The 22,384-nt window shown below is 46.8% G+C and carries 21 protein-coding genes; 12 read left to right on the top strand and 9 right to left on the bottom strand.

From position 1 onward, the window contains the following. The first annotated feature begins 1 nt into the window (after position 1). Entirely contained in the window at positions 2 to 670 is a 669-nt protein-coding gene (locus tag FFM77_RS04420; RefSeq protein ID WP_137634542.1) for a hypothetical protein, read from the top strand. A 53-nt stretch (positions 671 to 723) separates the two neighbouring features. Here FFM77_RS04420 and FFM77_RS04415 read toward each other — a convergent pair whose 3' ends face one another. The 4 genes from FFM77_RS04415 to FFM77_RS04400 form a co-directional block, all read right to left on the bottom strand. Continuing rightward, complete coding sequence (locus FFM77_RS04415; protein WP_137634541.1) at positions 724 to 1,614, bottom strand: BadF/BadG/BcrA/BcrD ATPase family protein; 891 nt, start codon at positions 1,612 to 1,614, stop codon at positions 724 to 726. A gap of 21 nt (positions 1,615 to 1,635) precedes the next feature. Beyond that, positions 1,636 to 2,529 carry an N-acetylmuramic acid 6-phosphate etherase gene (gene murQ / locus FFM77_RS04410; protein WP_137634540.1) on the bottom strand — a complete coding sequence of 298 codons (894 nt, stop codon included), beginning with the start codon at positions 2,527 to 2,529 and terminating at the stop codon, positions 1,636 to 1,638. Positions 2,530 to 3,146: 617 nt separating this feature from the next. Continuing rightward, positions 3,147 to 4,247, bottom strand: a complete 1,101-nt coding sequence (locus FFM77_RS04405) for a DUF871 domain-containing protein (protein WP_137634539.1) — start codon at positions 4,245 to 4,247, stop codon at positions 3,147 to 3,149. A 15-nt stretch (positions 4,248 to 4,262) separates the two neighbouring features. Beyond that, the gene (locus FFM77_RS04400) at positions 4,263 to 5,612 is read right to left on the bottom strand and encodes a PTS sugar transporter subunit IIC (protein ID WP_137634538.1); all 1,350 of its coding nucleotides are present in this window, start codon (positions 5,610 to 5,612) and stop codon (positions 4,263 to 4,265) included. Positions 5,613 to 5,836: 224 nt separating this feature from the next. Here FFM77_RS04400 and FFM77_RS04395 point away from each other — a divergent pair, with 224 nt between their 5' ends. The 3 genes from FFM77_RS04395 to FFM77_RS04385 are packed head-to-tail and all read left to right on the top strand — an operon-like array spanning position 5,837 to position 7,747. Further along, positions 5,837 to 6,568 (top strand): GntR family transcriptional regulator, encoded by a 732-nt coding sequence (locus FFM77_RS04395; protein ID WP_137634537.1) that lies wholly within the window; start codon positions 5,837 to 5,839, stop codon positions 6,566 to 6,568. A 20-nt stretch (positions 6,569 to 6,588) separates the two neighbouring features. Next, positions 6,589 to 7,383 carry an alpha/beta hydrolase gene (locus FFM77_RS04390; RefSeq protein ID WP_137634536.1) on the top strand — a complete coding sequence of 265 codons (795 nt, stop codon included), beginning with the start codon at positions 6,589 to 6,591 and terminating at the stop codon, positions 7,381 to 7,383. Next, positions 7,376 to 7,747, top strand: coding sequence for a hypothetical protein (locus tag FFM77_RS04385; protein WP_137634535.1), 372 nt, complete (start codon positions 7,376 to 7,378; stop codon positions 7,745 to 7,747). The genes FFM77_RS04390 and FFM77_RS04385 overlap by 8 nt, the downstream gene beginning before the upstream one ends. A gap of 65 nt (positions 7,748 to 7,812) precedes the next feature. Here the strand turns inward: FFM77_RS04385 and FFM77_RS04380 are convergent, their stop codons facing one another. Then, entirely contained in the window at positions 7,813 to 9,243 is a 1,431-nt protein-coding gene (locus FFM77_RS04380) for a PH domain-containing protein (protein ID WP_137634534.1), read from the bottom strand. Continuing rightward, a complete protein-coding gene (locus tag FFM77_RS04375) occupies positions 9,236 to 9,718 on the bottom strand; it encodes a PH domain-containing protein (RefSeq protein ID WP_137634533.1) in 483 nt (160 codons plus the stop codon). Before FFM77_RS04375 ends, FFM77_RS04380 begins: the two co-directional genes overlap by 8 nt. 170 nt (positions 9,719 to 9,888) lie before the next feature. Between FFM77_RS04375 and FFM77_RS04370 the strand changes: the two genes are divergently transcribed. Beyond that, on the top strand, positions 9,889 to 10,773 hold the full coding sequence (locus FFM77_RS04370; protein ID WP_137634532.1) for a proline iminopeptidase-family hydrolase: 885 nt from the start codon (positions 9,889 to 9,891) through the stop codon (positions 10,771 to 10,773). 62 nt (positions 10,774 to 10,835) lie between these two features. On the opposite strand, the gene FFM77_RS04365 is transcribed toward FFM77_RS04370, so the two are convergent. Continuing rightward, positions 10,836 to 13,574, bottom strand: coding sequence for an HAD-IC family P-type ATPase (locus FFM77_RS04365; RefSeq protein ID WP_137634531.1), 2,739 nt, complete (start codon positions 13,572 to 13,574; stop codon positions 10,836 to 10,838). Between the two features lie 269 nt (positions 13,575 to 13,843). Here FFM77_RS04365 and FFM77_RS04360 point away from each other — a divergent pair, with 269 nt between their 5' ends. Beyond that, positions 13,844 to 14,329, top strand: coding sequence for a GNAT family N-acetyltransferase (locus FFM77_RS04360; RefSeq protein WP_137634530.1), 486 nt, complete (start codon positions 13,844 to 13,846; stop codon positions 14,327 to 14,329). Positions 14,330 to 14,368: 39 nt separating this feature from the next. Here FFM77_RS04360 and FFM77_RS04355 read toward each other — a convergent pair whose 3' ends face one another. Beyond that, positions 14,369 to 14,563, bottom strand: coding sequence for a PspC domain-containing protein (locus tag FFM77_RS04355; protein ID WP_137634529.1), 195 nt, complete (start codon positions 14,561 to 14,563; stop codon positions 14,369 to 14,371). Between the two features lie 328 nt (positions 14,564 to 14,891). Here FFM77_RS04355 and FFM77_RS04350 point away from each other — a divergent pair, with 328 nt between their 5' ends. The 5 genes from FFM77_RS04350 (at position 14,892) to FFM77_RS04330 (ending at position 19,629) form a co-directional block, all read left to right on the top strand. Continuing rightward, entirely contained in the window at positions 14,892 to 15,314 is a 423-nt protein-coding gene (locus tag FFM77_RS04350) for an Hsp20/alpha crystallin family protein (RefSeq protein ID WP_137634528.1), read from the top strand. 239 nt (positions 15,315 to 15,553) lie between these two features. Continuing rightward, on the top strand, positions 15,554 to 16,786 hold the full coding sequence (locus tag FFM77_RS04345; protein ID WP_137634527.1) for an MFS transporter: 1,233 nt from the start codon (positions 15,554 to 15,556) through the stop codon (positions 16,784 to 16,786). A 90-nt stretch (positions 16,787 to 16,876) separates the two neighbouring features. Next, the gene (locus tag FFM77_RS04340; protein WP_137634526.1) at positions 16,877 to 17,173 is read left to right on the top strand and encodes an ArsR/SmtB family transcription factor; all 297 of its coding nucleotides are present in this window, start codon (positions 16,877 to 16,879) and stop codon (positions 17,171 to 17,173) included. Between the two features lie 62 nt (positions 17,174 to 17,235). Continuing rightward, positions 17,236 to 18,423: a CynX/NimT family MFS transporter gene (locus tag FFM77_RS04335; RefSeq protein WP_137634525.1), complete on the top strand. Its 1,188-nt coding sequence runs from the start codon at positions 17,236 to 17,238 to the stop codon at positions 18,421 to 18,423. A 237-nt stretch (positions 18,424 to 18,660) separates the two neighbouring features. Then, a complete protein-coding gene (locus FFM77_RS04330) occupies positions 18,661 to 19,629 on the top strand; it encodes an NADPH:quinone reductase (protein WP_137634524.1) in 969 nt (322 codons plus the stop codon). A 47-nt stretch (positions 19,630 to 19,676) separates the two neighbouring features. Here the strand turns inward: FFM77_RS04330 and FFM77_RS04325 are convergent, their stop codons facing one another. Further along, the gene (locus FFM77_RS04325; RefSeq protein WP_137634523.1) at positions 19,677 to 20,918 is read right to left on the bottom strand and encodes a PTS sugar transporter subunit IIC; all 1,242 of its coding nucleotides are present in this window, start codon (positions 20,916 to 20,918) and stop codon (positions 19,677 to 19,679) included. A 487-nt stretch (positions 20,919 to 21,405) separates the two neighbouring features. Here FFM77_RS04325 and FFM77_RS04320 point away from each other — a divergent pair, with 487 nt between their 5' ends. Further along, positions 21,406 to 22,278 (top strand): aldo/keto reductase, encoded by an 873-nt coding sequence (locus FFM77_RS04320; protein WP_137634522.1) that lies wholly within the window; start codon positions 21,406 to 21,408, stop codon positions 22,276 to 22,278. Positions 22,279 to 22,384: the final 106 nt, after the last annotated feature.

The following is a 22,384-nucleotide window of genomic DNA, read 5'->3' as shown; positions in this document are numbered from 1 at the left end:
GATGGTCAAACAGGGACATTATGCCAAGTCCAGTCGTAAGAAAATAGTGCGGCAGTTTAAACAACATCATGCCCAACATGAAGCGCGGGCGATTGATCCGTTAAAAATCAAAGCTTTCCTATTGGTTCGCTATCATTTAACACAGGCTAAACGACAACGCGTGGTCGTCCAAAAGACGATGCAGCAGTTCTTCGGCAATTGGCTGGATCTAGCGACTGCGCCTGAAAATGGGCAGATCTGGGATGTTACGGCGTTAACCAAGCAGACTTTACAACTATCAGGGTATCAAGTGCCATGGCAATACTATGCGATTTTGAATCAACAATTCAGTAGCTGGCAGGATTTCTTACTTAAAGAAGTCCCCGCGGTACCGTTAGAAGACCGGTTAAGCGTAATCAAGCCACTGACACCGACAACGTGGCAGGCTAGCTTGAGTCAACAATTGGCCGTGAATGGGTTGATTGGCACTTGGGGGCGTGAGCATTTAGCACAAGTCACCGCCGAACAAGTGTCACAATTACAAACCAGCTTAGTGAAAGATGGTCATATAGATTGGGCGGCAGTTGCCGCAGTCTGCGCTCCTATTCAGATTGACCTTGCTAGTTTTGATCAAGGCGTGCAGGGCTTGATCCGCCGTCTTGAAAAGCTTTCTTCAGATTATTTTGACTAATTAGTAAAGATAAAAAATAATCTCACTGGTCTGATGACTAGTGAGATTATTTTTTACGCTTGATAGGCATAGACAGCCGCAATCGCATTACTGATTTCTGGGGTAACGGGTAAGTAATTGAATGGTAACCCGGATTTTGCGAGTGCTTGGATTAAATGTTCGCGGTAGAACGTATTCTTTTCTAAAACCGAACCAGTAAAGGCTAAATTGACGGTATCAGTTGCGGTCCAGCGACCTTTACGCCGCGCTTGTAGGATGGTTGCGGCTAAGCCAGTGGTGGCCGTCTCAACCATAGTATTGGCATGCGGGTCACCCTTGGCAGCTTGATCCAAAACAAACGGGGCTAACTTCGCCACGTGGCCTTTGTCCCATTGATAAAAATGGTCGATGAGTTCAAAGACGGAGTTTAACTTTAAATGGGTCAATAAATCTTTACTGAATGGCGACAGCGTACCGGCATCGGTCTCAGCCGTGAGTTGTTGTACAGCGAGGCGACTCAGTTGATAACCACTGCCTTCGTCGCCCAACAAGTGGCCCCAGCCGCCCGCACTGAATTGCCGTTTGCCGTTAGTCCCAATGACTACTGAGCCAGTTCCCGCGATGGTGACTAAGCCAGCTTGTCCGTGTAATTTAGCGATTTGCGCCAATTGTGCATCGTTCATTAAGTTAACTTGTGGTACGGGGACATTGATTTGTTGACGAAAACGTTCAACAAACGGATAGGCGCGCAAGCCGGCAATGCCAACAGTTACGGCCTGGCAGGTGCCGTCAATTTTAGCTAGTAAGTTTTGAACGGCATTGCGGACATTATTCAGTGCTCGTAAATCGTCGACCATTAAGTTGGCCGGTCCGGTTACGACTGTTTTAATCGGCTGACCGGATAATTGATAAGCGATGGCAGTGGTATTGGTACCCCCGCAATCGACCCCAATGACATAATCCATTTCAAAAAATTCCTCCTTGATTTAAAGCGCGTCACGAACGACCCCGTTGGCTTTTTTGAGCCGGTCATGGGCGGTGGTAGCGTCAACTTGCGCCAATGCCATCACAATCGCCGTTTTAACGTCGTGCCCCGCTGATTCGAACAGCGTGCTGGCAGTTGTTGAATCAACGCCGGTCGCGAGTTCGATGATGTGTTTGGCCCGAATAACGAGTTTCTCGTTAGTGGGTTTCACGTCTACCATTAGATTATGATACACCTTACCGATTTTGACCATTGAAATCGTTGACAACATGTTTAAAACCATCTTTTCAGCGGTCCCGGCTTTTAATCTAGTTGAACCAGATAAGACTTCGGGACCTGGAGTGACTTCAATCGCCACTTGCGCAATATTGCTAATTTCGGCATGGTCATTGCAGGCAAGACTAATGGTCGCTGCGCCAATCTCATTGGCATAAGTTAAAGCGCCAATCACATATGGCGTGCGCCCGCTAGCCGCGATGCCAACAACGGCGTCATGGGCGGTTAAGGTAAGGTCTTTTAAATCTTGGACGCCTAAAGTCAGCGAATCTTCCGCGCCTTCAACAGCGACTGTCATCGCTTTTTGACCACCGGCAATAATGCCGCGGACCATGGCGGGGTCGGTGCCAAAGGTTGGGACACATTCGGCGGCATCGAGCACACCTAAGCGTCCGCTAGTCCCAGCCCCCATGTAGATGAGTCGGCCGCCAGCTTTAAATGCGGCGACGATTAAGGCAACTGCCTTGGCAATGGCTGGTAGTTGGGATTGGATGCTCTGGCTGACTTTGGCATCTTCTTGATTCATCAAGGTGACGATGTCGGCAATGGACATCTCATCTAAATGCGCGCTGGCCGGATTGCGGCTTTCAGTGGTGAGTTGATTGATGTTTTTCACGATTTTTTCTCCTTTTGGGTTTAGCTTTTAAGCGATTGTTCTTAGTCATTAGTTGGATTTAATTTGCCACTCTGGTTGGGCCAGAATCGGCTGGAACGTGGTGGCCACGTTCGGAAGCCAAAGAGCGGTCTTCCGAGCCGGGCTTTATCTAAGTCGGAAAATCACCGACCAAGATAAACGACACCACTGAGCCAATTCTGACCCGCCCGGCGTTAATTAATGGACATTTATAAGTTAATGAGGATCTTCTTAGTCAGTAAATTTAGTTGAATGGCTGATTTCCAATGATGAACCAGTTAATTGATATTAGGCATAAAATCAGGCAGTGTCGGTTAATAAAAGCGATGGTGACTATCACCAGCTAGAAAGCTATAACCGCTAATTTAGCGCAGGGCGGGTTGGATGATGCTCAGTGGTGAAATTTTACTTAGTCGAGTGATTTTCTCGGCCTAGTAAAAGCCCGGCTTGCAAGACCGCTCCTTGGCTTGCAAACGTGGCCACCACGTTCCAGCATCAATCCAGCGCAACCGGAGCGAAAAACTAGGTGCTTACGTTCTCTCACACTTTGACACAAAAGAGGAGCCACGGCAACTAATTGCCGCAGCTCCCCCAGCTGACTGTCATTTATGAGCTTGCGCATCCTCAAACCGAAATTTCATCCATGGTCGGATGTACGGAATTAGGAACTGTTCATCAGCGACTAAATGGCCGACAACGTTTTTATGCTGATCAATATTAGGCATTGGTTGTTTCACAATGTTGACTTCACCTTTATATTGGCCGAATGAATCGTTCCCAATAACCACATCACCGGGTTGCAAGGTTGCAACGGGGTGGTTAACTGGAATCGATTGATCCTTATACTGCAACTTAACAAAAGTCGAGCGAACACTGTAACTGTTGACATCGCCACGATTGAAATGCTGATGATCGAGTAAGATCTCGCGTTCCAATGGGGTGGCAGCTGCGTCGAAATCGACCGCTAAGCTGAGTTGGTCCTGATTAAGCTGGCTCAATTGTTTCAATTCATCATCACTGGCGAATTGGTTGCTGATTAAGACATCATCGATGAGACCAGTCGCAAATAAATGCTTGGCTTGTACGACGATTGGTAAGTCCCGGTGCATTTCCAAGGTCGGCAAACCATCGTTAAATGGATGTGGCCCAGTCGTCGCCACTTGTGAGGTCACAAAAGCCGCGGTCTTTAAGCCCATTTGCCGATATTTCTCGGTACATTTGGTAAAGAAGTCTAAGTCTAGCCCAGTAAAACGTTGCGGATAGAAGTTGTGGCACCCGCTTAGCCGTTGCTTGTTTGGTAAATAAGACATAATGTTGCTGATATTTCCGGTATCAACGGATAAGTTTAATTCGATATCCAGACCGGAATCTTCGTAACTCATCATTGATTCGGTTAAGCCGTCAAAGTTCGCGTCCAGCCGAATGGCACTGGCCCCCAATTGCTTGAACAAGCCTAAGTGGTGATAATCAACGCCCAGGGTGTCAAATAGCCGTGGATTGGCATCAATCGTGACAGACATCCCTAAATCGTTAGCAACCGTGAACACTTTTTTGAATTGTGCTAAGATGGCATCTTTATTCTCCGGGGTAACATCGAGTAAACTGGCGAAGACCCGTTTGAAGCCATACTTAGCAGCGGTTTTCAGATAAGCAATACTTTGTTCAGTCGGCGCTTTGGTCGGATAAACTGAAATTCCTAACATAACTCTTTAACCCTCTTATTCTGCTGGAACCGCATCAGCGGCCGCAGCTTTAGCCGCATCTTCGGCGGCTGCTTGTTGTTCGTTCTTTAATTGGTTCCGATCCCAAATCTTGAAGAATGGGTAGTAGATAAACGTCGCCATGACGATATTAACCACACATAAGACGGCGGCACGCCAGTCCCAAGCGGTGGTCATTAAGGCGCCAATTGGTCCTGGCAATGTCCAAGGCACTAAGGCGACCGTCCGACTGATCATATGGGTAATTGTCGCAAACCAAGTTAAGATCCCCATCGCTAATGGTGCTAAAACGAATGGAATCGCGAAGTAAGGGTTCATAACAATTGGCACCCCGAAGATTACGGGTTCGTTAATGTTGAAGAGCCCTGGAATAATTGTGACTTTCCCAATTGTCTTCCCATAACTCGACTTGGAGAAGAAAGCCAATAAAATACATAGTGACAAGGTTGCCCCGGCACCGCCAACATAGACGAACCACTGGAAGAATTGTTCAGTCATGAAGTGTGGCGCGTTGGCAGCGGTAACGGTACCTTTAGCGACGGCTGCCATGTTGGCGTTCAGGTTCGGGTACCAGAGTGGCCAGAAGATTGGGGTGGCTAAAGCCGCCCCGTGAATCCCGAATAACCAAACGATATCAGTCAATAAGATTGGGACGATGACTGAGATTAAGTTATCTTTCCCAAAGTAAGCTAACGGACTGAAGACCCATTGTAAGAACGTGTTAACGTCAAAGTTAAAGCCAACGTGAATGGTCCAAGCAACCACGATTAAGAAGGTCGCGGGAATCAGCGCTGAAAATGACGCAGCGACAGCGGGTGGTACCCCGTCTGGCATGCTAATGACCAAGTGATGGTCACGGCAAAAGCGGGTGACTTCCGCAGTCGCAATCCCGGCTAACATGGCGGTAAATAGTCCCGCCGCCCCAAAGTTAGTCAGTGGTACGACGGTCGCCGCCGCCTTTAAGCTTAACGCTTTCATCGCGGCCGGAGTCGATGCGGCAATTGGTTTGACCGCAAGCAGTAAGAATACCATGACTGATACGACCCCAGTTGAAATCCGGTCAAAATCATAGCCTTCCGCTAAGCGCCCCGCAATCGCGAAGGCCGCGTAAATGGCCATAAACCCCATTGAAAAATTAATTGGAATAGCTAAACCAGCCGCATAGGGTTTAATGAAATTGGTCCAAGCCGCAAGTGGGAATTGGGTAACAACTGTAAAGAATGACCCCACGATGGCGACTGGAATAATGACCGCCATCCCGTCACGAATTGCGCGTAAATAACGGTTCGCGGCAATTTTACTCATGACTTCAACAGTCTTATCTTTCCATGAACTTGATTGATCCATCAGAAATTCATCTCCTTAAAAAATTTAAAACACCCCAAAAGTTTTGATTCGCAGTCCTCCTTGTGCTTTAAGTTAATGCATTAACTTGAAATCTGTGGCAAGTATAGCATATTATAGTGAATGAGTTAACGCTTACATTGCTTTTAAATGGCCAAAGTGACATAATCAGCCTGTAAGTATAGACATTTAATGTGTTAAGTTGGAAAATGGCGGAGGTGGCGGTCGTGAGTCGAAAGGAACCAATCTATCAAACGATTTTAAATGCTTTGATCTTGGAATTAAATTCTAATCGCTTTAAGAAGAATGCACCGTTTTATAGTGAAAAAGAATTACGTGAAAAGTACCAAGTCAGTTCGACCACGGTCGTGCGGGTGTTGAATATGCTAGCTGATCAAGGCTATATCCATCGAATTCAAGGGAAGGGCAGTTTTGTGTCGAAGTTCAATCGCGGCACGGCTGTGAAGATTACGGATACCCACGCCTATGATTTGGATGATGAACAAGTTGCCGTGTTAGTCGTCAATGAGACGACTCCCGTTAAGGCGCGGAGTAAGTTTGAGACGACCACCCCCGTCTGGTACTTTGAACGGTTGCGTGAGATTCAGCAGGTGCCGTTTGAATATTCGCAGTCTTGGTATTTAAAGTCGTTGTTGCCGCCAGCTAGTGTGAGTCGGCCACGGTTGATTCATTCGTTGTATGCGTTGATCCGTAAACACGCGCAGCTAGATCTGGCCCAACAGCCGTTTGAACAAGAATATGCCGTAACGGTCGTGCCTAACCAGCGGGTCGCTGATTACTTGCACGTCACCTTGGATGCGCCGGTTGTTAAAGTTGAGCGGTGGGTCTTTCGTGAAGATCAAGCTTTGGAATATACGTTGAGTTACTTATTGCCGAATTATTTTGGGTTACATCTGACTAGCACCGCCCAGCCGCGGGTCGCTAGTGAAATTCGTTAGGTTGGGGGAGTGATGGGTTAATGTCCATTCATAGTAATAACTTTTTTTCAAATGTCTTGCGACGGCAGGTGACAGTTAATGTCATCTTGCCAGAACCAACGGGGCCGACTGGTGGGGTGTTGTCGGCGTACGCACGGGGACCACAATTATTGCCAACGATTTGGCTGCTACATGGCTTAGGTGGTGATGCCACGACTTGGTTACGGCGGACGGCCATTGAGCAGTTGGCGACACAGTATCGAGTCGCCGTCGTGATGCCACAAACGGAACGGGGCTTTTATACCGATATGGTTCACGGGCCGCATTACTGGTCGTTTTTAACGCAAGAATTACCCGCACGGATGCAGTATATCTTTCCGTTGGCGACCGACCGTGCCCGTAATTATGTCATGGGAAATTCAATGGGTGGTTATGCAGCATTGCGTTGGGCGCTCAGTGAGCCGCAACGTTTTGCCGCCGTGGCAGCCTTATCACCAGTTGCTGATCTAGCACGTTTTCGAACGGAGCAAGCGGCCATTATGCCTGATATGGACTTGGCCTTTGATCCGCAGCAGTTGGACGATTCATCAGTGAGCCTAACGCATTTGTTAGCCCATTATCAGCCAGTCACCCCGAGCTTACGGGTCTTAACAACGACTGGTAGTGCAGATATCTTACGCTCGATGGATTTAGCGTTACGGCCCCAGTTAGCGGCTCAATTTGGCACGGACTTTACGTGGCAAGAACAAGTTGGCCATCATGATTGGTCATTATGGAATCAACAATTACCAGCTGCGATGCATTGGTTAATGAAGGGAAGTTGGCAAGTTGTCTAATTTTAAACCGAAATTACGCCATTATAATTTATGGAAACAAACGGGATTGGCATTGATTCCGTTACTATTAGCGGTAATCGCATATCCTGTCTTACCCGCAAAGATTTTTGTGCCGACCTCGATTAGTGGCCTTGAACCATGGGGGATTCGGAGTAATATTTTTGTTTATCCGTTATTTTGTTTTGTTCTTTGGATCTTGGCGTGGGCGTTTATCTACTTTAATCGCCTTTACGAAAAAAATTTAAAGGTGACACATCAGGCGTACAAACCTTTGGAGAACTATTATATCTGGGGTTGCTGGGTCTTGGATGGCTTAGCGGTAGTCATGGTTTTAATTGAAATCTTTGTGACGGTGATGCACTAAACAAAAACTCCGATAGTTACTGATTTAACAGTAACTACCGGAGCTTTTGTTTCACGTGAAACATTTTAGCGCTCATACCACTGGCAGATGCGTTGTAACTGGGTGATTGGTAAGTAACGAACGGTCTGACTGCGACCATGCTGACCGGCGCGAAAGTGTAAGCGAACATGGCCGTAAGCGTGTTTATGCAACCAGATTGATTGCCGTAATTCAAGCGATTGAACATGTTGACGTTGGAACAAATAGTCGTTGCGAGTGAACCAGCGACTAGTACTAATCATCAGGTAGCGAGGTGTCAACACTTGGGCCGTACTAGCATGACTGCGTAACAATCCCATTGGCATCAGTAGTCCCCAGATTAACCAGCTAAGACTGCCCCAGGGACGCCATAAGATACTAAATGGCAGACAAATAAGTAAGCCGACCAAGCCGTAATTGCGTAAGTTCCACCAGCGAGTTCGGGGGTCGGTATTCCGCGTTAAAGTCAGTGGTGGTAATTGCGGGAAAAAGGTCGTCAAAAAGTGATTAACGGTGGCTTGCTTGATGACTGGCATAACGATCACATTGGCAGCATCGTCATCTTTATGGTCGTTGCTAATCACGACCAGTTGGACCGTCACTAAGTGTAGCCAACGTCGTAATAACGGTTGCTTCAATCGGATAGCTTGAATGCGATCAATGGCAATCTCAGTCTGCCGAGTCTTGAACCAGCCGCGGCGAACAATGAGATGGTCACCTTGTCGCGTTAAGGTAAAGCCATAGTAGGTCATGATGAGCGTCACAATTGAGCCAAGGTAAAAGAGTAGGACGGTGGCTAATAATAACCCGATAATTGTCAAGAGACCAATATGCTGGGCACTACTAAAAGCCCAATTAATCAGTGCTTTACGGGCGCTTTCACTTAGCTTACCAAAGCCAGCTAGGATGAGTAGAAAGACGGATAAAAAGGCTGGTGAGGTTAAGGCAAATTCACGTAAGTCGCGTCGATTAATGGTATAAGTCGGTATTTGGGGCACTGCGGTTGGCGTTACTAGCGTAGCAGCTTGTTGAGCAGCCATTAGTTGTGCATAAACTGTTGCATTAACAACGGCCAAGACGGCTTCTGGGCGGTCACTACTACTATAGCCCGCCGTTTCGACACTTAAGGTAATGAGATTGAACGGCTTTAAGAACGCCCACTGAGTCTGGTTGACGGATTGAATGCGCTGGTAGGGAATATGGTTAATCTGATGATTAAAAACGCCAGAATAAATAACCAGACTGTCAGTAGTTAACGCAAATTTGAACGCCCAATAACGCAATCCTGCTGGAATTAGAAAGGCTAAGATAATGACGATAATCGCTACCGGTAGCCAACCAGTTAAATGGGCTTTGATTAAGACTGGCGTTAACGAAATCAGTAGCACAATTAAGGGAATGACCCATTCACGAATGAGGTGGTAAAACTCATTAATCAGCGCTAACGGATGTAGCCGTTGTGGCGTGGGATTAGTCATCAGTCCGCGCCTCCTGTGCTAGTGCCATGACTAGTGATTTGAACTGTTCAGACTTTGCCGCTGGAATTCCAGCAATCTTATGGCTAGATGCCGCGGTAACCAGGGTGACGGCTTGCAAGTGTTTAAGTCGTAATAAGGGGCCCTGTTCCAACTTGATATTTTGAATCTGAGCGATGGGAATCACCGTTTGTTTACGGAAGAAGTAACCATCGTGTAATTCGAATTGTCGCGGGTTGACGAGATAAGTGTTGAATTGCCAACGATAGGGAACGAGCGCGAGTTCAGTAATGGTTATGAGTAACGTTAAGATTAAGATGCCGATGGTCGTGATGTGCCAGAAAGTGGGCGCAAACCAGCGACTTAATAGCCAAGTCCCGATAGCGAATATTAAGCCAAGTGTTAGCTCAATTAGGCTTGTCCAAATCCAGATTGTTTTGATTGTTTTAGGTAAGTGCTTTGTAGATTGGGTAGGCATGTAAATTCCTCCGTGGTTGATTGATAGTTCCTATTCTAGGGGAGTTTGAATATTCGTGCAATGGCTGGATTAAGATGGTTAAGCTGAAAGACAATAAAACGGCCACATTGTCCCAACCGCCGCTCCGCGCTATACTAGCACCAACCAACACGCAGGGGGGCATTTACATAATGATTACACCAGGCACCAAAATCATCACCCAACCAGACGGCTACCACTTATGGACTCGTACTGACGGTCAAGGTCCCATCAATTTACTGTGTCTACACGGCGGTCCCGGTGGTACCCACGAAGTTTTCGAAAACTTCGCTAAACGACTAGCGTACTACCATGTTCAAGTCAGCTATTATGATCAACTGGGCTCCTACTTTTCAGAATCGCCAGATTGGACTGATCAAGCTAATCGCGATAAATATTTTAAGATTGCGTACTATGTCGATGAAGTCGAAGCGGTGCGTCAGGCACTGGGCTTAGATAACTTTTATTTATTAGGGCAGTCATGGGGTGGTTTGTTAGCCCAAGAATACGCACTCAAATATGGCGCTCATCTCAAAGGACTCATCATCTCTAGTATGGTCGACAACATTCCAGAATATATCACCCATCTGAATACCATTCGGGCGCAGCAGTTTTCTAAACGAGCCGTCATCTACATGCAAGATGTTGAGCGGCGCCAAGCGTTTCACGAGCCACGCTATCAAAAGCTAATTGCCGAACTTGGCAACCGGCATTTGCATCGCGCTACCGATCCACACCCAACGCACTTAGTGTCAACGTTGGCGACAGACATTTATCATTACTTTCAGGGCGACAATGAGTTCGTCATGGTCGGTGCACTAAAAGACTGGGACATCCGCGAGCGGTTGCAGTATCTGCGCGTCCCGACTTATCTGACCGTTGGTGAAAATGATACGATGCCGATTGCGGCGGTACAGCGAATGGCACAAACGATTCCCAACGCAACAGTCCATATCACCCCTGGGGCTGGGCATGGTCAGATGCTGGATAACCCGTTAGATTATTTCAAACATCTTGGAGAATTTTTAACCGAATAAAGACAAAAATACGGTGCTAACTTTCAATTAAGCGGTTAGCGCCGTATTTGTTTTTAGCCTGATTATTCAATAATGGTTGCTGGTTTTAAGAAGTGAAAGCGGATGAACTTTCCAATCTCAGTCACTGCTAAGACAATGATCCCCGCGATAATCGGAATGCCCCAACCGTACCAGAAGTTGACATTGGTTGTATGGAAGATTGATTGCATGAACGGCAAGTAAACAATGCCGAGCTGTAAGAGAATCAAAATTCCAATAATATAAAATGCCATCTTGTTCTGGAAGAAGTATTTCGAAATGACTGGGTAGTCGTTTCGTAAGTTAAAGAGATAGAAAATTTTCCCGAAGATGATAATGTTCAAGGACATCGTACTCCCAACCACGTTTGGTAAGCCAATCGCGGTTAAGTAGTCGTAGGCGAAGATTCCTAAGCCAGAGATTAATAACGAAACGTAGACGATTTCAAATGAATCGAGCTTCGATAGTAAGCCAGCCTTCACTTTTCGTGGTCCCCGAGACATAATCCCAGCTTCGGGCGGCTCGAAGATAAAGGCGAACTGGATCGTTAAGGCCGAAACCATGTTAATCCAAAGCAACTGAGTTGGGTAAAGCGGTAAGTCGTGACCCATCAAGATACTGATGATGACGACCAGTCCTTCGGCAAAACTAGTCGGGAGCAAGAAGCGAATCGTTTTACGGATATTATCGAAAACGTGGCGACCTTCGCGTACGGCCGCGACGATATCTGCAAAATCATCATCTGCTAAGACCATATCGGCGGATTCTTTGGCGACTTCGGTGCCTTTGATCCCCATGGCGACCCCGATGTCTGCTTGCTTCAAGGCAGGCGCATCGTTAACACCGTCCCCAGTCATCGAAACAACGTGGTCATTGGCTTGTTGTGCGCGAACAATCCGTAATTTGTTAGCAGGCGTTGCGCGAGCGAAGACGTTATAGTCATCGATTTGCGCTTGTAACTGCGTATCATTCAAGGCATCGATTTCGGGACCAGTAATTGCTTTGACGGTGGGCGCCAAGTTTAACTTGTTGGCAATCGCCATAGCCGTATCTGGATGGTCCCCAGTAATCATCTTTACTTGCACACCAGCTTGCCGGAGTTCCTGGATCGCGGTGGCAGCTTCCTCACGCGGGGGGTCGATGATCCCGACCATCCCGGCTAAGGTGAGGCCGCTAATCGCTTTAGCGTCAATTGTATCAACTGTTGAGTCAACAACTTGATAGGCGAGAGCGACAATTCGTAAGCCGTCGCCAGTTAAAACTTTCATCTTTGCGGCCCAGTGGTGTTCGTCTCCAGCTTGGTCGGTTAAACGGAGCACCGTAGCGGGTGAGCCTTTGACCATTAAGACGCGTTGCCCATTGAGATCGGCTAAACGGGCGGAGAACCGAAATGCTGAATCGAACGGTAAGGAGTCGATTTCGGCGACTTCGGGGTCGTGACCGGACATTTTACGATAAAGGGTCGTTAAGGCGCCATCGGTTGGTTCCCCGGTTAGTTCCCATTTGCCGTTTTCAAAATGCAATTGCGCATCGGTTGTTTGACCGGCAATATTGACCAGCCACTCTAAATGGTTGTCTTGATGCCAATCATAGGCTTGTCCATTTAAGGTCAAGGCGCCGTCAAAGTTGACGCCGCCGTTATCATCATAGCCGACCCCAGTCACATCAAAGGCGTGGTTGGGGGTAACAATTTTGGTGACGGTCATTTCGTTTTTGGTTAAGGTCCCCGTCTTATCGGTGTTGACAATATCGACCGCGCCTAACGTTTCAACGGCTGGTAATGACTTGACGATGACATTCTTCTTGGTCATTTGTCGGGTACCCATGGCTAAAACGACGGACGTACTAGCGGGTAATCCTTCCGGCATGGAGCCAACGACCATTGTAATGACGGCGATTAATAAGGTTGGCAGGCTGTAAGTATCCATGACCATCCCTAATAAGAAGAGCAAGACTGCCGCGACCACGATCGCGATTGAGAGTCCAAAGCCCAGTGAATTCAAGTTACGCATCAATGGTGTTGGCTTTTCTTTGACTTCACCAACGGATTGTTGGATATGACCAATCTCAGTCGCACCAGCTGTGGCGGTTACGACACCATAACCGGAGCCACTAGTAACCGCCGTTGAAGCATAGACCATGTTGCGGCGATCAGCGAGGGCTAGTTGCGCATCCTTAAGCGGTTCTTCAATCTTTTCAATCGGATTGGTTTCCCCGGTCAGCGTTGACTCTTGGACGTTTAAGTTGTCCGCTGCAATCAAGCGCATATCCGCGGGTACCGCATCGCCGGCTTCCAAGTTGACTAAGTCGCCGACGACTAAATCACGCGCGTCGACTTCTAGCTTTTGACCATCGCGAATGACGAAGTTTTTGGAAATCAACATTTCTCGGATTCGCTCTAAGGCGTTGCCGGCTTGGCGTTCCTGAACGTAGCCAATGATGGCGTTGGCAATAATGACTAAGCCGATAACGATCGAGTCGGAGTAACGCTGCATAAAGAACGTCATCACGGCGGCGGCTGCTAAAATATAAATGATACTGTTATTAAACTGCTTGATGAATTGTAGTAAGCGGGATTGGCGCTTAATTTCCATTTCGTTACGGCCATTTAAGTACAACCGGTTGGCCGCTTCATCTAGACTTAACCCATTTTCTGGGTCAGTTTTGTATTTAGCGGCTAAGGTTGCTTCATCAAGCTGCCAAAGTTTGGCGGCATCGGGAGGCATCTGGTCCTGTTCAGCATCTTCAGTGTCGGTCAAGCGATGGGCATTTTCGTCTATCATTAAATCCACTCCTATTGTTATAAATTATTTTATCGATTTGGTTCGGTGAAATCTCGGCGTTTGTTGCGCGTTAGGCAGGCCAATTTCGCCACATCCCTTCCAGTATAAATTATTGGTTAATTATTATTATAAACGAATATTACAACTAATCGTTATTAAAATGTTTGACATTTTTGTAACGAAAAATTACATTAGTTGCAATAACATATCAGGTTTAGTGCGAAAAGTCGCCTAAAACCTGATTTTTAACAGAAATTGGAGGCTACTACATGGTAACAGTGAATTGCCGGCTATCGAGGACGGCGGATCTACCGGCATTATTAGCAATTGATCAAACGATTTGGAATACGCAGAATAGTCCGGGACCGGTCTTAGCCCGCGATCTAGCCAGCTATGCGCAAAGTTATCCGGCTGGTAGTCAGTTAGTCGCCGAAGTTGCGGGGCAAGTTGTCGGGATGATTTCGTGGAACCCGCTGCCACCATTTGCTTCTGCCCGTTATACTTGGGACATTGGCATCGGCGTCGCTAAGACGGCCCAACATCAAGGCGTTGGCCATCAGTTAATGCAGGCGTTAAAGGCTGCCGCTCGCGAACAGGGCATTCATCGGATTGCTTTACGGGTACTAGCGACAAATCATGCGGCCCGCCAGTTCTATGCGCAGCAAGGGTTTCAAGTGGAAAGTGTCGCGCGTGAGGCCTTTTACCTGGATGGTCAGTTCGTCGATGATTATGGTTTAGCTTATTTACTGGATTAAAAAATGACCGACTCACTTAAATCGAGCCGGTCATTTTAGTTAATCTTCAATTGGATCTTTCATTAATAACCAAAGGACCAAGTAGGCGATAATCCCCGGGAACATTGGGGTGATGGCTAATAAGACAAAGATTAGCCGTGCAACGTTAGCCGACCAATCAAAATGTTCGGCCAGTCCACCAATCACGCCAGCAAAGACCCGGTTAGTACTTGAACGGTGAATATCGATTTTCATGAGAACCCCTCCTTTAACTCCCATTAGTTTAGCGGTTTCAAGAGCGTTCGTCTACTATCCGAACTTAATGTTAGTCGGTTGGCAAGGTATAGTTGTATTCAGGAGTTGCTTCTCAGTACGATAGCAATTAGCTACTGTAGTTACAGGCTGAATTAATGTAGCGAATTCTCAACATCAGCCTTGAATTTAGCACTCTGTCTGATAGAGTGCTAAATCCTTGCATCTTTCATTAAAGCTGGTAGGATATAAATTGAAGGTCAGGAAAGGTCAAAGAAATTAAAACCGGCTGACCTTGGAATGCGAGTATTTTTGAGAGGAGATTGTGATTATGGCTAATGAAATGATGAACCGCAACAATGACTTTGGGATGTTTGATCCATTTGCACGGATGGCAGAACGCTTTTGGGAACCATTCAATGGGGATACGGAAGCTTTGAAGACTGATATTAGTGAAACCGATGACCAATACAGTGTGACCGTTGATGTGCCTGGGATTGATAAAAAAGACGTGAAGTTAGCTTATCGCGATAATGTCTTATCAATCAAAGTTCAAAAGGACAGCTTCGTGGATCACAGTGACCAAGATCAAAATGTGGTGATGAACGAACGGCGCTTTGGCAGCTTACAACGCAGTTACATGTTACCAAATGTGGCCGCTGATCAGATTAAGGCGACCCAAACGGATGGCGTATTGACGATTACTTTACCAAAGTCCAAGCAAGCCACGGACAATAAGATTGAAATTCAATAAACACATTAATTTTAAAGGTATCGCTCTTGAGATTGAGCGGTGCCTTTCTTGTTTTAAATAGGATTAGATTGCTTATTAGGCGGGGGTTCGCTATGATAGAAATGTCACTAGAATTGCTTAAAAGGACGCCTTATTTGTCGGCTATTTCCCGGGAAATAAGCGGCAAGGCTTTGTTAAAATATGTTAAGCTAGTTGACATGCCAACTGTTTAGTTGAGCTTGAGTTTGGAGATGACTCACATGGATGACGCAGAACGTGAGCGCGGACCATGGCATCGTAATCTAATCGTTTTATGGTTTTGTACGTTTGTTGCGGGGATGGCTTTTAGTGAAATTATGCCGTTCCTCTCATTATTTATTAGTCAATTGGGTGAGTTTAGTAAGCAACAGATTACCTTCTATAGTGGGTTAGCCTTTGCGGCCGACTATGCGGTCGCCGCAATTTCGGCGCCACTTTGGGGTATTGTGGCGGATAAAAAAGGTCGTAAGATCATGCTGCTACGAGCCTCATTAGGGATGGCCGTTGCCATGGGCTTAATGGGCTTTGTTACGGCTGTCTGGCAATTAGTCGCTTTACGGGCGCTACAAGGTGTCTTTGCGGGCTTTATTTCGAATGCGCAAGCGTTAGTTGCTTCACAAACCCCACGCAAGTACAGCGGTCGGGCGTTGAGTACGTTGATTACTGGCGCGGTCAGTGGTAATTTATTTGGCCCGGTCGTTGGTGGGGTACTCGCACAGCTGTTCTCAATTCGGAACACGTTTTTTATTACGGCGGGTTTACTAATTGGTGCCTTTTTACTCAGCCTGTTCTTTGTCCAAGAACATTTCAAACCAGTTGAACATCATCGTGAACCTGGCGCGAGCCGTAATCCATTGGCGGCGTTTCAAAATCCAAAACTGATTATTGTGATGCTTTGTTCTACCATGATTGTGCAACTTGGCAATGCCTCGATTGCACCAATTATTAGTTTATATGTACAGGAATTAATGCATCATACTGGCCCAATCGCGGTTGTTGCAGGGATTATTGCGGCATTGCCGGGGATTTCTAATATCTTAGCGGCACCGCGCTTGGGTCGCTATGGCGATGAGCATGGTTCTGGAAAAGTGCTATTATTTGGCTACGTTTTTGCAGTGATTATGTATTTCCCGCAAGGTTTAATCTCAAGTGTTGTGACGTTAGGCTTGTTGCGCTTTGCCATTGGGATCTCAGATGGAGCGTTGTATCCGGAGATTCAAACGGTGATTACTAAGAATACGCCGGTACATTTGACGTCGACAGTTTTTAGTTATAACCAATCATTTCAAGCGATTGGTAACATGCTCGGGGCATTACTCGGGGGTGTGATTGCGGGGATCTTTGATTATAATTCGGTCTTTATCTTAACAGCGGGATTATTGTTAGTGAATCTAGCATTGATTTTGTGGTTAGTACCAGAGATTTGGAAGAACCCGCGTACCCATGCAGAATAAGTCTTAAGGCGGTTGATTGGGAAACTAATTAACTGCTTTTTTGTACACAGTAGCTTGTCTTTTAGCGTGGGACGGAGTAACCTTAGTTCTATGAATATCGAACTAAATCAAGTCGCGGCCGATCAGCGACGAGTAGCCATTTTTAAAGCTTTAGCCGATCAAAATCGTCTTCGAATTATCCGAGTGCTTTATCAAGAACAACGTGAAATGACTTGCAGTGAAGTGGGGGCGCAATTACAAATTAGCAAGTCGACGGTGTCGTATCATTTTAAAGCTTTACGGTTAGTCGGACTGACCAATACTCGTCAAGTCGCGCAAACCAAATATCTCTCGTTGCAGACGGCCACGTTTGACCGTTATTTGCCAGGGTTTTTAGCGACCCTGTAATTTTTGCTTGCTTAGTTTGATGATTATCGAACTAAAATTTATTTGAAAGAAGTGTCTGATTTATGACAACGACCCATACGCATAGTCGGTATTTGACACTGGGCATGATGTTAGTCGCGACTAACATGCGGCTGCCAATTACGATGATGCCCGGTCTAATTAGTAGTTTGAAGCAGTCCTTAGGGTTACCAAGTTCGATGGCTGGGATGTTAACGACGATTCCGTTGCTGACGTTTGCAATTATGTCGCCTTTATTAGCACGCTGGGGCCGGCGCTTTGGTAATGAAGTCACCATTTATGCCATGCTGGTTATTTTGGCAGTCGGCAGTTATTTACGTGTCGTGCCATCTATTGCGCTCTTACTGCTTGGAACTTTGTTAGTCGGCATTGGTGCCGATGGTGGTAATGTCTTGTTACCGGCGATTATCAAGGATAACTTTCCGACTAAGATTGGACTAGCAACGAGTGCTTACACGGTATCGATGTTGTTGGTCGGTTCATTAGGGACCGGTTTGTCTGGCATCATGGCCGCTCACTGGTCATTGCCGGTGGTGATGGCGGTGCTTTCGGCGGTTGGGTTGGTTAACCTGATCACTTGGCTACCTAATCTCAAGCATAACCATCGTGAACCAGTGCTACCGAAAGAAACGGCAATAAAATCAACGACCCACCCGAGTGTTTGGCGGTTACCAATCGCGTGGGTCGTGACGGCCTTTTTCGGCTTGCAAGCGCTGGTCTATTATTCAATGCTGACCTGGTTACCAACGATCCTAGTGGCGCATGGCTTTTCAACGATTACAGCCGGTAACTTAGTAACGGTCATGCAATTAAGTGGTTTGCCCTTAGCCTTTTTTGTGCCAACCACGGCGGGTAAACGACATGGGGTGCCTATCATGTTAGCAATTATTGGGATTGGCTTTATTGGTGGCATCGGCGGTATTTTATTACCCGGGTTATCTTTGCCAGTTGCCGTAATCTTGAATATCATCTTAGGCTTTGGTTCTGGGGCGGCGTTCAACTTAGCGGTCGTCTTCTTTACCCGTAAGACGACCAATGGGTTTGAAACCGCAGATTTGTCAGGAATGGCGCAGTCGGCTGGATATTTATTGGCTGCCATTGGCCCTGTCTTGTTCGGTTGGTTAGGGAGTCACGTGGGGTGGAACTTAGTGATCTGGTTGGCGGTAGGCTTTTCTGCATTATTAACCTTATCTGGAGTGATTGTGCAACGCCATGCGACAATCTATGATTGATCAGCCTTTTTTCGGCGTTAGGCCTCGCTGTGCATGAATCTGTTGGCGTAGTGTCAGGTATTGAAAGGTTGGATAACCACAGTCAGATTAGTAAGTTGGCTAGCTTGAACACCGCCATTAGGATTACACTAGCTTTATAACGTGAGTTTATTAGAGCCTCCGCGATAATTAGCTGGTTTATCTTACTAGTCTAGCTAGATCAATGCGGAGATATCATTTTTAATTGGAGGGCTTGGCATGCAAGCAGCTTATATTGAACAGACGGGTCAGCCGGACGTGATCAAAGTCGGTGATTTACCCCAACCGACGCTGCGTCCCACGGAACTGTTAGTCAAGGTGACGGCGGTGGCAGTTAATCACGTGGATACATTTGTACGGCGTGGTAGTTTTAAGACCACCACGGCATTCCCATTTGTGATTGGTCGTGATGCCGTGGGAACGGTGACCGCAGTTGGCGAACAGGTCAGCGGGTTTAACGTTGGTGATCGTATTTGGACGAACAGTATGGGCTATGACGGTCGCCCGGGAGTAACGAGTGAGTATGCCGCGATTCCCGCTGAACGGGCCTTTTTAGCACCAGCGGGCATTGATGATTTGCCGTTAGTGGCGACCGTTCACTCCGCTGCAACCGCCGCAATTCTCTTAACGGATGTGAGTCCGGTCGAGCCTGGTCAGGTCGTTTTGATCGAAGGTGCAGCTGGACACGTTGGGACTAAGTTAGTACAAATCGCCCATGCTAAAGGCGCTGAAGTTTTAGCCACGGCCAATCCGCGTGATTTTGACCGGTTAAAACAACTGGGTGTCCAGCAAGTCTTGGATTATCACGCGGACTTTGCCAGTGCAATCACGACACCGATGCAAACGATTGTGGATACATCGGGTAAAGTTGACTTGAAGACGAACTTATCACTGTTGGGTCTGGGCGGTACGGTAGCCTTGATCACCGCGCCGGTCGCTAATCAATTCACTTTTGATGTGCGCGAGTTCTATACGCAGCAACAACGGATTGTTGGTTTTGTGATTAGTCATGCCAGCTTAGACCAACTGCAGCGGGCTGGCCAGCTATTGAATCAGTTATTTGCCCAAGGGTTATTATTGGATGATGACTTGCAAGTCATGCCGTTCACACAAGCCCAACGCGCTCATGAGATTGTGGAAGCTAATCAATCGAAAGCCCGGCTGGTCTTAGTGCCCGGAGAAGCTTAAATCAAAAAACGTCTCGTTGAAAACTATCAACGAGGCGTTTTTTTGATTTAAGCTTCAGTTGAAGCCGTTTCTTGAGCCAACATTTGTTTTTCAGCGACTTTGAAGAATGGGTAGTAAGCCGCGCCCGCCAAGACCAATTCGATGGCAGACCAGACGGCAGCACGCCAATCCCAACCGGTAGCCATTAATGGGCCGATAATTGGGGGCATCGTCCAAGGCACCATCGCAACCGGTGCTGAGATCAGGCCGAGGGAGATAAGCAAGTAGGACAACGTTGCTAAGACGAGTGGCACGACGATAAATGGAATCATCGTGAGGGCGTTCATAACGATTGGAAAACCGAAGATTACGGGTTCGTTAATCTCGAACAAGGCACTTGGAAAAGCCACTTTGCCTAGATCACGGTACGTTTTACTCTTAGAAAAGAGCATTAGGGCCACTAACGTAATCGTTGCACCAGTCCCACCGACGTTGACGTATAGGCTGGAGAACCCAGCGGCCGTGACGTATGGAAGTGGTTGATGATGCGCTAAGGCCGTCCCGTTTGCAGCTAGGAACTGTAAGAAGATTGGGTCAGCGATACCTTCCAAAGTCATGTCGCCATGAATCCCGCAGACCCACAGTAAGCTGACTAGTAAGGTATAGACTAAGATCCCCGGCAAGGTATTCATCGCAAACAATAGGGGATGGAAAATGGTTTGAATGACTTGGTTGATGTCGATATGTAGTGGCATCCGCACAAACCAGAATAAAAGCAAAATAACGAAGCCTGGGAAAAGGGCCACGAACGAATTAGATACCGCTTCGGGGACCCCAGCTGGTAATTTGATGACAATGTTCTTTTTGACAAAAAAGTTGAAGATCGACACGGCGACAAAGGCCGTAATAATAGCGGTAAACAAACCGGATGATGCAAAATTATTAGTATCTAATTTGAATTTATTATTGAATGAACTAATGACGAAGGCCATCGTGGATAGTCCTGCCCCAGAAAGTGGATCGATTTCGAGGGCTTTAGATAATTCGTAGCCAATCCCAATGACGGCCAGTAACGAGATAATCCCGAACGATCCGTTGACCGCAACTCCAATCATATCCATATACGGGGCCATTAAGTTGGTCCAAGCTTTGATTGGAATGTTCCCAATAATGAGGAAGACACTCCCACTGATAATGGCTGGTAAGGTTAATACCAAGCCGTTCCGTACTGAAACGAGGTACTTGTTATTCCCGACTTTAGCCATTGGCGGCATTAAGGTATTTTGCAGCCAGTCCATAAATTTATGCATAAGCTTAGCTCCTCCTTGTTGTTGATAGGCTAAGAATAAGCGTTAGCACGGGTGTTGTAAACCCTTACAAATAGTGCATATGAGTATACTTATACATCAATACAAGCAACCAATACCCGCTAATCGTATTTGTACCAACAAATAATGGCATAGACCGAATTATGAAGGAATCATTAAAAAAGGTCGTAAAAAAATTTTATTTATTTTTTTAGTGGTAAAATGCTTGCCTTCGAGTTACTAGAAGCCAGTAGAATACGCTCATGAGTTTAAATCGAACGGAGGCATTCTGATGGCAGTTTTACAAATTATGGCAGTGGTGCTAGTGGCAGTTGGCTTGTTGACCTTAATCGGTGACCCAACCCAGCCACGGAAGCGGCCAGTCCGGGTTCGGCGTTAAGTCGCGAACTAAATAGTTGACCTAGACCCGCGTCCAAGCGCTACACTAGATCATGTAACTGAAGTGAAATAATTGATGGGAGCGATTTGAATGGCAACAATTAATGCCGCTAATGCGGGAACTTATGCTTTTGATGAGACATTTAAAGTCAATCGATTAGGCTATGGGACGATGCAGTTGACCGGACCAGGGACTTGGGGGCCATACGCTGATCCTGAAAATGGGATCAAGGTCATTAAGCAAGCCTTGGCTTATGGAGTCAACTTCTTTGATACCGCGGATTCTTATGGGCCATGGTTCGCGGATCGTTATTTGGCAGCGGGCTTAAAGGACGCCGCTAATCGCGATCAGATCTTTATTTCAGATAAGGTCGGTCAGACGCGGCAGGGTCCGAATGTTTGGACGCCACATGGTGAGCCGAATTACTTACGGCAACAAGTGGAAGTCTCGATGATGACGTTAGGAATCGACCATGAAGATCTTGTCTTCTTGCATCGTATCGATACGCACTTCTCAATCGAAGAGCAAGTCGGTGAGTTGAAGAAGTTGCAAGACGAAGGCAAAATCAAGCATATCGGTCTGAGTCAAGTCACGGTTGACGAATTAAAAGCCGCCCAAAAAGTGGCGACTATCGATGCTGTTGAGAACTTATATAACGTCGCTGACCATCGCGATGACGATGTTTTAGACTACGCAGAATCACAAGGTATGGCTTTCTTGCCATGGTTCCCACTAGCAACGGGTCAGTTGGCGCAACCCGGGAGTAGCTTGAGCACGATGGCGGCTAAGTATCACGTTAGTTCAGCTCAGATTGCATTAGCTTGGTTGTTGAAGCGTTCTAAGAATGTCTTGCCAATTCCTGGGACTAGTTCAGTTGAACATCTGGCTGATAACGTGGCCGCGGCTAACGTGGATCTATCCACGGCGGACTTCAATGAATTAAGTCAATTAAGTGTGAAATAGATGATGTAGCGAGCCTAGCTTAATTGCCAAGCTCGTTTTTTGAACTTGTTATTTAAGACGAGACACGTGTAAAATGAAAGACACTGATTACGCTTGGTGCTAGTTA

The sequence above is a fragment of the Lactiplantibacillus songbeiensis genome (genome assembly GCF_005405125.1).
In the GTDB taxonomy this organism is placed as follows: domain Bacteria; phylum Bacillota; class Bacilli; order Lactobacillales; family Lactobacillaceae; genus Lactiplantibacillus; species Lactiplantibacillus songbeiensis.
The sequence above is the reverse complement of the archived record's forward strand: the minus strand, read 5'-3'. Positions and strand labels throughout refer to the sequence as shown.

Bases quoted from the DNA above. Each gene is read 5' to 3' on its own strand.
- FFM77_RS04420 (WP_137634542.1), top strand. From the start codon at position 2: ATGGTCAAACAGGGACATTATGCCAAGTCCAGTCGTAAGAAAATAGTG.
- FFM77_RS04415 (WP_137634541.1), bottom strand. From the start codon at position 1,614: ATGGATTATGTCATTGGGGTCGATTGCGGGGGTACCAATACCACTGCC.
- FFM77_RS04405 (WP_137634539.1), bottom strand. From the start codon at position 4,247: ATGTTAGGAATTTCAGTTTATCCGACCAAAGCGCCGACTGAACAAAGT.
- FFM77_RS04400 (WP_137634538.1), bottom strand. From the start codon at position 5,612: ATGGATCAATCAAGTTCATGGAAAGATAAGACTGTTGAAGTCATGAGT.
- FFM77_RS04390 (WP_137634536.1), top strand. From the start codon at position 6,589: ATGTCCATTCATAGTAATAACTTTTTTTCAAATGTCTTGCGACGGCAG.
- FFM77_RS04380 (WP_137634534.1), bottom strand. From the start codon at position 9,243: ATGACTAATCCCACGCCACAACGGCTACATCCGTTAGCGCTGATTAAT.
- FFM77_RS04375 (WP_137634533.1), bottom strand. From the start codon at position 9,718: ATGCCTACCCAATCTACAAAGCACTTACCTAAAACAATCAAAACAATC.
- FFM77_RS04370 (WP_137634532.1), top strand. From the start codon at position 9,889: ATGATTACACCAGGCACCAAAATCATCACCCAACCAGACGGCTACCAC.
- FFM77_RS04365 (WP_137634531.1), bottom strand. From the start codon at position 13,574: ATGATAGACGAAAATGCCCATCGCTTGACCGACACTGAAGATGCTGAA.
- FFM77_RS04360 (WP_137634530.1), top strand. From the start codon at position 13,844: ATGGTAACAGTGAATTGCCGGCTATCGAGGACGGCGGATCTACCGGCA.
- FFM77_RS04355 (WP_137634529.1), bottom strand. From the start codon at position 14,563: ATGAAAATCGATATTCACCGTTCAAGTACTAACCGGGTCTTTGCTGGC.
- FFM77_RS04350 (WP_137634528.1), top strand. From the start codon at position 14,892: ATGGCTAATGAAATGATGAACCGCAACAATGACTTTGGGATGTTTGAT.
- FFM77_RS04345 (WP_137634527.1), top strand. From the start codon at position 15,554: ATGGATGACGCAGAACGTGAGCGCGGACCATGGCATCGTAATCTAATC.
- FFM77_RS04340 (WP_137634526.1), top strand. From the start codon at position 16,877: ATGAATATCGAACTAAATCAAGTCGCGGCCGATCAGCGACGAGTAGCC.
- FFM77_RS04335 (WP_137634525.1), top strand. From the start codon at position 17,236: ATGACAACGACCCATACGCATAGTCGGTATTTGACACTGGGCATGATG.
- FFM77_RS04330 (WP_137634524.1), top strand. From the start codon at position 18,661: ATGCAAGCAGCTTATATTGAACAGACGGGTCAGCCGGACGTGATCAAA.
- FFM77_RS04325 (WP_137634523.1), bottom strand. From the start codon at position 20,918: ATGCATAAATTTATGGACTGGCTGCAAAATACCTTAATGCCGCCAATG.
- FFM77_RS04320 (WP_137634522.1), top strand. From the start codon at position 21,406: ATGGCAACAATTAATGCCGCTAATGCGGGAACTTATGCTTTTGATGAG.